Genomic DNA, 12,174 nt, shown 5'->3' on the forward strand with positions numbered 1-12,174 from the left:
TGAGCATGGCCGTCGCCGGTGGAGGGAGTCCTTCATGAGTGAGCCGGGGGATGGCAGGTCCTCGGTGCTCAGGAGCGGTCCGAAGGGCTCAGGCGTCCTCGACGGCGGGGTGACCCCCATCGCGTGATGCGGTGCGGTGGGTGTCGACGCGGGCGAGGAGGGTGAGCAGGGCCGCCACCGTGAGTCCGGCCTCCGCGGGGTGACGGAGCGCCGTGCCCGGCTTGATCTGGTACGTGTTGCCGCGCCCTTCGCGCGTGTGGGACAGGAAGCCGCTCTGTTCCAGATCAGAAATGATCTTCTGGACGGCACGCTCCGTGAGCCTGCAGCGGGCGGCGATGTCACGCACTCGCATGGTCTGATCTTCGGCTATGGCGGCCAGTACCCGCGCATGATTCGTGATGAACGTCCACCCCGCATGGGGTTCTGGTGCTCCAACCATGGAGGAGAGCTTACGCCCACAGGTTCACGCTTATAAATACCTGAATCATAGTTCCTGTATCTCTTGACGTATTTTTACGCGCGGGTGAACCTGGTTCCGGAGAACCCGCCGCGAGTACGCCAGGGGAGAGGGCCATGCGGGAGTCAGCACAGTCGAGGCCGATCAGCGAGGTCGACGGCCGCGCGAGAGTGCCCGGGCCCGCTGATGCGCAACGGCTGCCGTACCTCACGATCCACAGCCACCCCGACGGCGACCGGATGGTCGTCACGGTGTGCGGCAACCTCGAGCTCGGCACACATGAACAGCTGCGGCAGTCCCTGCTCGCGGCCCTCGCCCACTCCCATCGCGGCATCGACCTGGACCTCAGCAGCGTCGACTTCTGCGGCTGCTCCGGACTCAACGCCCTGCTGAGCATCCGCCGGCAGGCCCTGGACCATACCAAGACGGCCGTCATCCGCGACCTCAGCCCGGCGGCCGAGCGCATCCTCACCCTCACCGACACCCTGTCGCTGTTCACCGAGCACGACACCTCGGGCAGGGAAGACGACGCGGCTGACGCCGAGCCACCCCCGTCGCAGCCGGCCGATCCCGAGCCCGATCCGCATGTCGAGGTCGCGCAGTTGCGGCGGGCCATGCAGACCCGGGACACCATCGACCTCGCACGCGGCATCATCATGGCCGCCTTCGGACTCACCCCCGAGGAAGCGTGGGACGCCCTGGTCATGACGTCCCAGAACACCAACACCAAACTGCACCGAATAGCTCAGCGGCTGGTGGACTCCGTGACGGGCGACCCCTTGCCCGCACCCACGAAGAAGCAGCTGACCACCGCCGTAGCGCGCGTCACCGCCGTACGCGACGCGCGTGTCGGTACGCACCGTCCACTCCACGGAAGGAGGGGTGCGCCATGACCACTCATGATCCCAACCCGCGGCGAATCCCGGGAGCCGCACCGAGCGGCGGTATGGCACCCGGTGAGACCCCACCTGGCGAAGGCGGCACCTCTGGCATCTCGCATCCGGAGCCGCCCGAGCTGCGCAAGGGGTGGGGACCGATGCCGATCGTCCTGATCATGATCGTGGCGGCGTTGATCGCGATCGGGCTCATCGGCATGGCGGTGACCCTGATCGTTTGACGCTTCCCGCGCTTCCCGCGCTCCCGTTGCGCACCGGCGCGTCGAGCCTGCCGAGCGACTCCGCCAGTCGGCTGGTCGGTCGGTCAGCCTGGCCGGCCGGTCGGCCGATGGCATCGGCGGTCATGCGGGCAAGCACGGGTGCGAGCACTGCTACGAGCCGGTGGCACCCGCGTTCGGCTGCCGGTACGGCCGCACGGCCCGTCGCGCGATGGCGAAACGGTGTGTCTCCGACGGGCCGTCGTAGATCCGGAAGGGTCGCACCTCTCTGAGCAGACGGGCCAGCGGGGCGTCGGCGGCCGAGATGCCGAGCGCTCCGCAGATCTGCACCGCCCGGTCGACCACGCGGTTCACGGCCTCCGCCACGAAGGTCTTGGACACCGAGGTGAGTTGCGCGGCCGCGGCGGAGCCTGTGTCCAGCTCCCAGGCGGTGCGCAGGATCAGGGCGCGGCTCGCCTCGATGTCGATCTCGGAGTCGGCCAGCATCTGCTGCACCATGCCGAGGTCCCCCAGGACGGAGCCGAACGCCATGCGGCTGCCCGCCCGTTCCAGTGCGACGTCCTGGGCACGCCGCGCGGCTCCCAGCCAGCGCATGCAGTGCGTCATCCGGGCGGGGCCGAGCCGGACCTGGGCGCCCGCGAAGCCCTGGCCGACCGCGCCGAGCACCTGGTCGTCGTCCACCACGCACTCGTCGAAGACGATCTCGCTGTGCCCGGCGAAGAGCCCTTCGTCCAGGGTCTCGATGTCCCGGACGATGCTCATGCCGGGAGTCCCGGCGTCGACCAGGAACATGGTGGCGCCGCCCGGGTCGCCGGGGCTGCCGGAGGTGCGGGCCATGACGATGGCGAAGCCGGCGCCGCGGGCCCCGCTGATGAACCACTTGCGCCCGTCGATGCGCCACCCGCCGGGAACCCGGGTCGCGGTGGTCCGCAGGGAGCGGGGGTCGGCGCCGGCTCCCGGGGCCGGTTCGGTCATGGCGAAGCAGGACCGAACCTCGCCGGCGGCGAGCGGGCGCAGATAGCGCTCCTTCTGGTCCTCGGTGGCCACCTTCTCCAGCAGGTGCATGTTGCCCTCGTCCGGGGCCGCGCAGTTCAACGCCAGGGGGCCCAGCAGCGAGTAGCCCGCCGCTTCGAAGACCAGCGCCTGCCCGCGCAGGTCGAGTCCGTGGCCGCCCCACCGGGTCGGCACGTGCGGAGCGAACACACCCGCCTCACGGGCGCCTTTCTGCAGTGTCTCCCGCAGGTCCTCGGGAGCGTGGTGGACGGACCCGCCGCACGCGCGCTCGGCCGGGATGACCAGGTCGCGTACGAACGTGGAAGTGGATGCGGCAAGTTGGGCGACAGCCGGATCTACGTCGAACTGGATGGGCACGGGGCCTCCCGCCGAGGGGCGGACGGGCATCGGGTTCCCGCCGCGTTCTAGAAACTGTATAGCGTCTTCAGTATCTTGCCGTGAGAAGCCCGGCGACGGGAAGACGACAGAAGAGACGTCCTATGAGTAATTCCGTGTGTCCCGAGCCGGTCCGGGTCGTCCGCCACCCCGACGGAGTCGTCGAAGTGCGGCTGGACGATCCGGGGCGCGGCAACGCCCTGGATCTGGCGACGGCCGAGGCGCTGCGGGACACCACGGCCCGGGTGGCCGCGGACCCCGGCGGCGCGGTCCTGCTGCGGGCGACGGGCGGGACCTTCTGTGTGGGCGGTGACCTGCGCGCCTTCGCCGGCCTCGGCGAAGGGACGGGTGCCTACGTGCATGCCGTGGCGACCGCTGCGCACGCCGCGATACAGACGCTGCACGAACTGCCGGTGCCGGTGGTCACCGCCGTGCGCGGCGCCGCCGCAGGTGGCGGGGTCGGTCTCGCCCTCGTGGGCGACATCGTCCTGGCGGCCCGGTCCGCACGGTTCCGGCTGGCGTACACGGACGTCGGGCTCACCCCGGACTGCGGAGCGTCCTGGTTCCTGCCGCGCCTGGTCGGCCCCCGGCTGGCGGCGGACCTGATCCTCACCAACCGGGTCCTGACCGGGGACGACGCCGAACGGTGGGGTCTGGTCTCCCGCTCCGTCGACGACGAGGAGCTGGACGCGTCGGCACACCGGACCGCCGCCGGGCTGGCCGCCGGCGCCGGTGACGCCCTGCGCGCCGCGAAGGGCCTGCTGCGCGGCAGCGGCGGGTCCGCACTGGGCTCCCACCTCGCCGAGGAGGCGCGGCAGATCGCCGCCCTGGCGGACGGGCCGGAGGCACAGGAACGCATGGCGTCGTTCCTCGCCGCCCGGGGCCGCGCCCGGACGGGCGACAGCCCGCTCCGGCTCGGGGAACCGGAAAGTGTTTCTTGAATCCCTCTTCACTAACAGGCCCGCCGGAGCGTAACCTCCGGGCAACACAGAACCGAGGAACCGGTCACCACAGAACCGGGGAAAAGGTGTGGCGATGCAAGCTGGTGCCGTGGACCTTCCGGACGCTCCCGACGAGGCGCTCACCGAGGCCGTCGTCGACCTCGTTCTGCGGGGCATGTGGCGCGCCAGGCCCGAATCGGAGCACCTCCCCTTGGTCGAGGCCGGGCTGGCGATGGTGAAGGGTCCGCTCGTGCTGCCGACCGAGCGGGCCAAGGCCACCGCCGCACGGATCCTCCGGATCCCGCCGGGCTCGGCGCGGGAGAAGCAGATCACCACGGCGTACGAGGCCTTCCTGCCGGTCAACCGGAAGATTCGTGAGGTGTGCACGGCATGGCAGTGCCGCCCCGACGGCACCGCCAACGACCACTCCGACACCGTCTACGACGCCGGGGTGCGCGAGTCGCTGGAGGACGTGCACGAGGCCATCCAGCCCGTCCTGCGCAGGCTGGAGCAGGCACTCGAAGGCAGCGCGCGGTATCTGACCGACCTGGACGAAGCCCTCGACCGCTTCGACGACGGCGAGGTGAAGTGGCTGGCCTCGCCGCTGTGCGACTCGTACCACACCGTGTGGATGCGGCTGCACCAGGAGTTGCTGCTCGTGCTGGGGATCAGCCGAGCCGAGGACGAGGTCCGCGAAGAAGAGCTGGTCACCAGGGGCCGGAGTTGAGCGTCACCGACCGCGAGCCGGGCCCCCTCGCACCGTCCCAGGCCCCCTTCGCTCAGTCCGAGGCCCCGCACGCACCGTCCGAGGTTCCCCTCGCACAGTCCGAAGCCGCCCTCTCACCGTCCGAGGTTCCCGGCCGCGTCCTGGTGCCCTACGGGCAGGGTCGCATCCGGGGGCTCGACGCCGAAGAGCTGGGTGCTCACGGCGCGGCGATGGACCGGCTGGTGGCCCTCGGGCTGCCCGTCGTCCCGGGGCTCACCGTGCCGGCCGGCGCCGCCGCGTCATTGCGTGAACCCGGCACCGCCCGAGCCGCCGTCGACCTGATCGAACAGCTGTCGGGGCGACGGATCGGCGACACGGCCCGCCCGTTGCTGCTGCGCCTGTCGGCGAGCGCCCCGACCGAGATCGCCGGACTGCCGCCCGACCTCGCCTGTCTCGGTGTCACCTCTGCGGGAGCCGACAGTCTGTGCGCCGTCATCGGGCGCGCGGACGCGCTGTACGAGGTGTGGGCCGCCACCGTGCGAATGATCGCCGAGCACGCCCTCGACGTACCCGGCGCGGTGCTCGACGACGCCCTCCTCGACACTCCCGAGCCGCGGGCACGGGTCGACGCACTGCTGTCCCTGGTCGCGCGGCACGGCTCACAGCCCTTCCCCGACGATCCGGCCCAGCAGCTCGCCCTGGCCGCCCGTGCCCTTCTCGTACGGTGGGACTCACCGCGAGCGAGGAGATCCCGTAAGGCACAGCGGCTCCCCGCCGATCTCGGTGTCGCCCTGCACGTACAGGCACTGCGCATCGGCCCGGCGGACCGTTCGGGCTACGGCACGGCGGTCAGCCGCCATCCCGGGACGGGCCGTCTCTCCCCCCAGGGCTCGTTCTTCCGGGGGGTGCGGCGCAGCGCCCCACCACCGCACACCGGTGAACCGCTGGACCGCCTCACGGGCGGAACGGCTCTGCTGGAGCACTCCCTGCTCACCCTCGAACGTCATCTGCGCGCGCCCGTCTCCGTCGACTTCGAGGTGCGCGACGACGAGATCTCCCTGCTCGCCGCCTCCGCGCAGCAACGGCCGCCGCTGCGAGCCTCGGTGTGCCTCGCCGCCGACCTGGCCCAGGACGGCGCACTCGGCCACGAGGAGGCCGTACTGCGGATCGGCCCCGCGCAGGTGCAGGAACTGCTGCACCCCCAGCTCCGGCTGACCGGCGGCGAGGACCTTCTGGTGAAGGGGCTGCCCGCCTCCCCCGGCGCGGCGACCGGTGTGGTCGTGCTGTCCAGTGAGCGGGCCCTCGAACTGGGCGCGGACGGCACCCCCGTCGTGCTCGTGGCCCAGGAGACGACCCCGGCGGACGTGCCGGGAATGCTGGCCTCCGCCGCCGTACTGACCGGCAGTGGCGGTATCGCCTCGCACGCCGCCGTGGTGGCGCGGGGCGCGGGCAAACCCGCGGTGTGCGGCGCCGAGGGGCTGCGCCTGGACCGGGCAGCCGGAACGGTGCGGATCGGGGAGCGGCTGCTGCGCGAGGGCGACCCCGTCTCGCTGGACGGCCGCACCGGCGCCGTCTACGCGGGGACGCTGAACGTCAGTGTGGCCGGACCGCCGCCCGAACTGTCCACCCTGCTCGCCTGGGCGGACGACATGCGCCGACTGGGTGTGCGGGCCAACGCCGACACCGCCGCCGAGGTCGACACCGCCCTCGCCCTGGGCGCGGAGGGTGTCGGGCTGTGCCGTACGGAGCACCAGTTCCTCGGCGGCCGGCTGCCGCTGATCCGCCGGGTGATCCTGGCCGCCGACCCGGCCGCCCGCGACGAGGCGCTGGTGGCGCTGGAACACGCTCAGCACGAGGATTTCAGGGCTCTGCTGGCCGCGGTCGGGAACCGCCCGGTGACCGTGCGCCTGCTGGACGCCCCGCTGCACGAGTTCCTGCCGGCCCCCGGCCATGCCCGGGACTCGGCCGAGGAGCAGCGGGCCGCCGCACTGCGTGAGGCGAACCCGATGCTCGGGCTGCGCGGGGTCCGGCTGGCGCTGCTGCACGAGAGGCTCTACCCGGCGCAGGCCGAGGCGCTCTTCGCCGCCTGGGCGGACGTCGCCGCCACCGGGGTCCGCCCCGAGCTGGAGGTGATGATCCCGCTCGTCAGCCTGCCCGAGGAGCTAGCCGCCGCGGCCGCGTACGTGCGCGGCGCAGCCGAGGCGGTCGCCGCCCGCACCGGTGTGGAGGTTCCGTACCGGCTCGGCACGATGATCGAGACCCCGAGGGCCGCGCTGCTGGCCGGTGAACTCGCCGAACACGCCGAGTTCTTCTCCTTCGGCACCAACGACCTCACCCAGCTGACCTACGGATTCTCCCGGGACGACGTCGAGCGCCAGGTGCTCGCCACCTATCAGGAGCGTGGCCTCCTGACGGCCAGCCCCTTCGCGCGACTCGACCCGCACGGGGTGGGCGCCCTCATCGCCCTGGCCGCCGAGCGGGCACGGAGCGTGCGGCCCGGTATCAAGCTGGGCGTGTGCGGGGAGCACGGCGGGGATCCGGAGTCGATCGCGCTCTGCGACGACCTCGGCCTCGACTACGTCTCCTGTTCCGCGCACCGCGTGCCGGTGGCCCGGATGGCGGCCGCGCACAGTGCCCGGCGCGTGCGGCATGACGAGAGCGGCAGCGGGAGCGCACGATGACGAGCACCGTGACGGGCGGCCCGGCCCTGTCGGACGCCGAACTGGACGACCTGCGCGAGACCGTACGGTCGGTGTGCGCGGACGCCGGAGGCACCACGGCGGTGCGTCGGCTGCCCGAGCACTCCCCCGGCATCGACGCCGCGTTGTGGGACACCCTCGGCCGGCAGGTAGGCCTCGCGGCCCTCGGGCTGCCCGAGCCGGCCGGAGGCATCGGCGGTCTCGCCGAGATCGCCGTGGTCTGCGAGGAGCTGGGCAGGACGCTGGCACCGGTGCCGCTGCTGTCCTCCACCGTGCTGGCCGGGCAGGTGCTCGCCGGTTGCGGAACGGCCGACAAGGCGCTGGCCGAGCTGGCCGAGGGCACGGTCCACGCCCTGGCGGTGGCGGCGCCCGACGGGACCTGGCGGCCCGACGCCGTGCCGGTCGCCGTCTCCTGGCAGGGCGGAGTCCCGGTCCTCGACGGCACCGCGCCGTTCGTCCTCGACGGCGCCGATGCCGAGGCGCTGGTGGTGGCCGCCGACGGGGCCGACGGCGTGGATCTCTTCCTCGTCGACCCGCGCGGACCGGGAGTCACCGTGCGCCGGGTCCCCACCCTGGACCTCAGCCGGGGCCAGGCGGTGGTCACCCTCTCCGGCGCCCGGGTCCGGACGCTGACCGCCGGGGGCGAGGGGGAGGATGTCGTCTCCCGGGCCCTGGACGTGGCCCTGGTCGCCCTGGCCGCCGAGCAACTCGGCGGCGCGCAGGCGGCGTTGGACATGACGGTGGCCCATGTGCGGGAGCGTACCCAGTTCGGCAGGGCGATCGGCGGATTCCAGGCGGTCAAGCACACCTGCGCCGACATGCTGCTGCGGGTCGAGGGCGCACGGTCGGCGGTGACACGCGCCGTCCGGGTGGCCTCCTCTCCCGAAGCACTGGCCGAAGCCGCGGCGGTGGCCCAGGCGTGGTGCTGTGACGCCTTCGTGTCCGTCGCCGCCGAGTGCGTGCAGTTGCACGGCGGCATGGGCTTCACCTGGGAGCACGACGCACATCTGTACTTCCGGCGGGCCCAGTCCGACGCCGTCCTGCTGGGCGGCGCCGAGCACCACCGGGAACGGCTGGCCGGGCTGCTGAGCTGGTGACGTGGAAGGCGGAACCGGTATGACCACCCGACTCATCGACGACTCGCTGTTCGACAATGCCGCCGACGGGGCCTCACTGCGCCTCGCGGGCGCGCGCTGCGCCGGCTGCGGCACCGTCGTCTTCCCCCGACAGGACTCGTGCCCGAGATGCTCGGAGGGACCCATGTCCGCTCACGTGCTGCCGGTCAGCGGGCGGGTGTGGTCGTGGACGCTCCAGGCGTTCCCGCCCAAGCCGCCCTACCGGCCGCCGACCGGCGCCCACCGGCCCTACCACGTGGGCTATGTGGACCTCGGCGAGGTGCTGGTCGAGGCACGGCTGGCGGTCCCCCGCGCCCGGATACGGATCGGACTCCCGGTCCGGCTCACCACCGTGCCCGCGTATCACGACGACGACGGCACCGAGGTCCTGACCTTCGCGTTCCGCCCGGAGGAGGAAGAAGAGCGATGAGCCGGACCCAGGACGTCTACGTCGTCGGATGCGGCATGCATCGCTTCGGCCGCGACAAAAGCGTCACCGGGATGGACATGGCCGAGCGGGCGGTACGCGAGGCGCTGGCCGATGCCGGGGTCTCCTGGAAGGACATCGGTTTCGCGGCCGGCGGCTCCGACGTGTCCGGCAAGCCCGACACACTGGTGGGACGCCTGGGCCTGACCGGTGTGCCGTTCGTCAACGCGCAGAACGGCTGCGCCACCGGCGCCTCCACCGTGCTCGCGGTGGCCAACGCGCTGCGCGCGGGCGAGGCCTCCCTGGGACTGGCGGTGGGGTTCGACAAGCACGAGCGGGGCGCGTTCCACGTCTCCGCGGCCCGCTACGGCCTGGGCGACTGGTACGCCGAGACCGGCATGATGCTCACGACCCAGTTCTTCGCGCTGAAGACCCAGCGGTACCTGTATGAGCACGGGGTCTCGGAGCGGGCACTGGCGATGGTCGCCGCGCGGGCCTTCCGCAACGGCTCCCACCACCCCCTGGCCTGGCGGCGCAAGCCGCTGACGGAGCAGGAGATCCTCGACTCCGCCGAGGTCAGTCCCCCGCTCACCCAGTACATGTTCTGTTCGCCCGGACAGGGCGCGGCGGCCGTGGTGCTGGCGCTCGGTGACCGTGCGTTCGACCTGTGCGAACGACCGGTCAAACTGGCGTCGTTGGCTTTCCGGACCCGGCGGTTCGGTTCGTTCGAGGTGTTCTCGCCCTGGCTGCCGCCCGGACCGCACCACAGCCCGAGCATCGACGCCGCGGAGGCGGCCTTCCGTACGGCGGGGGTGCGGCCCGCCGACGTACAGGTCGCCCAGTTGCAGGACACCGACAGCGGCTCGGAGCTGATCCACCTGGCGGAGACCGGGCTGTGCGGCCACGGCGAGCAGGAGGAACTGCTGGCGGCCGGCGCCACCGATCCCACGGGCCGGATACCGGTCAACACCGACGGCGGCTGTCTGGCCGGCGGGGAACCGGTGGGCGCCTCCGGGCTGCGCCAGTTCCACGAGGTCGTACGGCAGTTGCAGGGCCGGGCGCCGGGTGTGCAGGTACCGGGGACTCCCCGGGTGGGCTTCACCCATGTGTACGGGGCGCCCGGGATCAGCGCGTGCTCGGTCCTGACGGTATGAGAGGCGAGGGGCGGGCCATGCGGCACGGTGACAGAACCGCGCTGGTGACGGGCGGGGCGAGCGGAATCGGCCTGGAGATCGGCCGACAGCTCGCGGACCGGGGCCTGAGGGTCCTGGTCGGGGCGCGAAAGCGGGAGGCCGCCGAGGAGGCGTGCCGCACCATCGGCCCGGCGGCACTGCCGCTCACCCTGGACGTGACCTCCGCGACGAGTGTCGACGAAGCGGTCCGTGAGGCACGGGATCTGACCGGCGGGGTCGACATCCTGGTAAACAACGCGGGGGTGTCCCTGGACGGGGAACTGCGGCCCCCGTACCTCGACGAGGAGATCCTGCGCGCGACCCTGGACACGAACCTCACCGGCGCCTGGCGCGTGGCGGAGGCTGTCGTACCTGGCATGGTGGAAGCCGGATACGGCCGGGTCGTGAACGTCACCAGCTCGTACGGTTCGCTGTCGCTGATGGATTCCGGGCGGCGCCCTGCCTACCGGATCTCCAAGGCTGCGCTCAACGCGCTCACCCGGATGCTCGCGGCCGAACTGGCCGGCACAGGCGTCCTGGTCAACGCCGCCGACCCCGGCTGGACCCGCAGCGGTATGGGCGGCCCGTCCGCCCCGCGCGGGCCGGAGGAGGGTGCGGACACCCCGGTCTGGCTGGCGACCCTGCCCGAGGGCGACGGGACGACGGGCGGGCTGTTCGCCGACCGCAGGCCACTGCCCTGGTGAATCGTCTCAGGTGCGTGACGTGGCCGGCTTCTTCGGCTGCGCGGGCTGCGTCTGCTCCTGCTCGGTGGCGACGATGCGCAGGGCCAGCTCCCTGACCGCCTCCAGCACGGACTGGGAGGGCAGCTGGGACAGCGGTCCTCCCTCCGCCCGCAGCGCGGTGACCAGCATGGTCGTACTGATCAGCGTGCGGACCGCGAGCGCCTGTGCCGCGTGCCGGGCCTTCGCCGCCCGGGGGCTGCGCGTGGTGCCCTCGGGCAGATAGTCGTAGCCACGCTGGATGTGCCGCTGCTCGAACTCGTCCCGCAGCACCTTGACGCTGCCGTTGGCGGAGGCCACCTGGACCTGGTAGAGCCGAGCCTCGTCCGGGTTCTGTTCCACCCACTCCCACACGGCGTCGATGACGCGGACCAGGCCCTCCGCGTCACCCGGCTCGGACTCCGGCCGGGCCGCCTCCACGACCGCGTTGAGCTGGTCGAAGACCCGGCGCATGGCGAGTTCGAGCAGTTCCTCCTTGCCGTCGAAGTGGTAGTAGACGGCGGTGGGGACCACCTGGGCCTCGTCGGCGATGTCCTGGATGCTGGTCTCCGCGAAGCCGCTGCGGCCGAACACCCGCACGGCGGCGGTGATGATGTGCAGCCGCCGCGAGGGGCGGTGGGCGGGCTGCTTGCCGTTCTTCGTGGTGGCCATCATGCTCCCTGCCGACTGGCGTGAACCCCGTTCCGTGGGCCCTGCGTACTGATCAGTGTATCCAGTAACTCCGACGCTTGATCCGCACAATTCCCGCCGCATGTTGGCCTCCGGGCCACCGAGGTCCCGGCATACTTGACAGTATGACGACATCCGGAACCCGCGCCGCTCACCGCCCCTCGCGCAAGCAGTGGGTGATCGAGGCGGCCACGGAGTTGTTCGCCACCCAGCCGCCGGACGAGGTGACGGTGGCCGACATCGCCGCTCGTGCCGAGATGACGTCGGCGGCGGTCTACTACCACTTCTCCTCCAAGGACCAGGTCCTGGCGGAGGCCATGCGGGCGTTCGCCGCCGCGCTGCGCGAGCAGTTGCAGGCGATCACGGAGCGCCACGAGCCCGGCTCGGACATCGGAGCGTCCGTCACCGCGCTGCTGTCCTGGATGGGCGAGCACCGGTCCGCCGCCACGGTGTTCTTCGTGTCGTCGGCCGGGATGAGCCAGGACGCGGAGGCGTTGCGCCAGCAGAGCCGTACGGAGTTGCTGGAGGAGCTGGTGCGGTTGATCCGTAGAGCCCGCGGGGCGGTCTCCGACGCCGAGGCGGCGGTGGTCGGCCTGGGCCTGCTGGCGCTGCTGGAGACCGCGGCGATCTCGCAGGTCCGGGGCGACGACGTCTACCGGTCGCTGGGGCACCGCTCCTTCGTCCGCGAGGTCGGCGATCTCGCGGAGCGGATCGCCGACCCGGCCACCCGGGCCTCGTAGACGTC

General features: G+C 72.2%; 13 protein-coding genes. 10 read left to right on the forward strand and 3 right to left on the reverse strand.

The genetic code is table 11. The annotated features are described in order from the left end of the window. Positions 1 to 88: 88 nt before the first annotated feature. The gene (locus OG622_RS04970; protein WP_371573645.1) at positions 89 to 439 is read right to left on the reverse strand and encodes a helix-turn-helix transcriptional regulator; all 351 of its coding nucleotides are present in this window, start codon (positions 437 to 439) and stop codon (positions 89 to 91) included. A gap of 134 nt (positions 440 to 573) precedes the next feature. On the opposite strand from OG622_RS04970, the gene OG622_RS04975 reads away from it, so the two are divergent. Together OG622_RS04975 and OG622_RS04980 are read left to right on the forward strand one after the other, a co-directional pair. Further along, positions 574 to 1,350, forward strand: a complete 777-nt coding sequence (locus tag OG622_RS04975) for an ANTAR domain-containing protein (RefSeq protein WP_371573647.1) — start codon at positions 574 to 576, stop codon at positions 1,348 to 1,350. Then, positions 1,347 to 1,574: a DUF6480 family protein gene (locus OG622_RS04980; RefSeq protein ID WP_371573649.1), complete on the forward strand. Its 228-nt coding sequence runs from the start codon at positions 1,347 to 1,349 to the stop codon at positions 1,572 to 1,574. The genes OG622_RS04975 and OG622_RS04980 overlap by 4 nt, the downstream gene beginning before the upstream one ends. A gap of 150 nt (positions 1,575 to 1,724) precedes the next feature. On the opposite strand, the gene OG622_RS04985 is transcribed toward OG622_RS04980, so the two are convergent. Beyond that, a complete protein-coding gene (locus tag OG622_RS04985) occupies positions 1,725 to 2,942 on the reverse strand; it encodes an acyl-CoA dehydrogenase family protein (protein WP_371573651.1) in 1,218 nt (405 codons plus the stop codon). Positions 2,943 to 3,064: 122 nt separating this feature from the next. On the opposite strand from OG622_RS04985, the gene OG622_RS04990 reads away from it, so the two are divergent. From OG622_RS04990 to OG622_RS05020, 7 genes are all read left to right on the forward strand, one after another. Then, the gene (locus OG622_RS04990) at positions 3,065 to 3,901 is read left to right on the forward strand and encodes an enoyl-CoA hydratase/isomerase family protein (protein ID WP_371573653.1); all 837 of its coding nucleotides are present in this window, start codon (positions 3,065 to 3,067) and stop codon (positions 3,899 to 3,901) included. A 94-nt stretch (positions 3,902 to 3,995) separates the two neighbouring features. Next, positions 3,996 to 4,628, forward strand: coding sequence for a hypothetical protein (locus OG622_RS04995; RefSeq protein ID WP_371573655.1), 633 nt, complete (start codon positions 3,996 to 3,998; stop codon positions 4,626 to 4,628). Further along, positions 4,625 to 7,288, forward strand: a complete 2,664-nt coding sequence (locus tag OG622_RS05000; RefSeq protein WP_371573657.1) for a putative PEP-binding protein — start codon at positions 4,625 to 4,627, stop codon at positions 7,286 to 7,288. Before OG622_RS04995 ends, OG622_RS05000 begins: the two co-directional genes overlap by 4 nt. Next, on the forward strand, positions 7,285 to 8,403 hold the full coding sequence (locus tag OG622_RS05005; RefSeq protein WP_371573660.1) for an acyl-CoA dehydrogenase family protein: 1,119 nt from the start codon (positions 7,285 to 7,287) through the stop codon (positions 8,401 to 8,403). The genes OG622_RS05000 and OG622_RS05005 overlap by 4 nt, the downstream gene beginning before the upstream one ends. A gap of 19 nt (positions 8,404 to 8,422) precedes the next feature. Next, on the forward strand, positions 8,423 to 8,851 hold the full coding sequence (locus OG622_RS05010; protein ID WP_371573662.1) for a Zn-ribbon domain-containing OB-fold protein: 429 nt from the start codon (positions 8,423 to 8,425) through the stop codon (positions 8,849 to 8,851). Next, a complete protein-coding gene (locus OG622_RS05015) occupies positions 8,848 to 10,002 on the forward strand; it encodes a thiolase family protein (RefSeq protein ID WP_371573665.1) in 1,155 nt (384 codons plus the stop codon). Before OG622_RS05010 ends, OG622_RS05015 begins: the two co-directional genes overlap by 4 nt. 17 nt (positions 10,003 to 10,019) lie before the next feature. Continuing rightward, positions 10,020 to 10,724 carry an SDR family NAD(P)-dependent oxidoreductase gene (locus tag OG622_RS05020; protein WP_371573668.1) on the forward strand — a complete coding sequence of 235 codons (705 nt, stop codon included), beginning with the start codon at positions 10,020 to 10,022 and terminating at the stop codon, positions 10,722 to 10,724. 6 nt (positions 10,725 to 10,730) lie between these two features. Here the strand turns inward: OG622_RS05020 and OG622_RS05025 are convergent, their stop codons facing one another. After that, positions 10,731 to 11,411: a TetR/AcrR family transcriptional regulator gene (locus OG622_RS05025; RefSeq protein ID WP_371573670.1), complete on the reverse strand. Its 681-nt coding sequence runs from the start codon at positions 11,409 to 11,411 to the stop codon at positions 10,731 to 10,733. A 143-nt stretch (positions 11,412 to 11,554) separates the two neighbouring features. Here OG622_RS05025 and OG622_RS05030 point away from each other — a divergent pair, with 143 nt between their 5' ends. After that, positions 11,555 to 12,169, forward strand: coding sequence for a TetR/AcrR family transcriptional regulator (locus OG622_RS05030; protein WP_371573672.1), 615 nt, complete (start codon positions 11,555 to 11,557; stop codon positions 12,167 to 12,169). The last annotated feature ends 5 nt before the right edge of the window (positions 12,170 to 12,174 follow it).

The sequence above is a fragment of the Streptomyces sp. NBC_01314 genome (assembly GCF_041435215.1).
Taxonomy (GTDB): Bacteria; Actinomycetota; Actinomycetes; order Streptomycetales; family Streptomycetaceae; genus Streptomyces.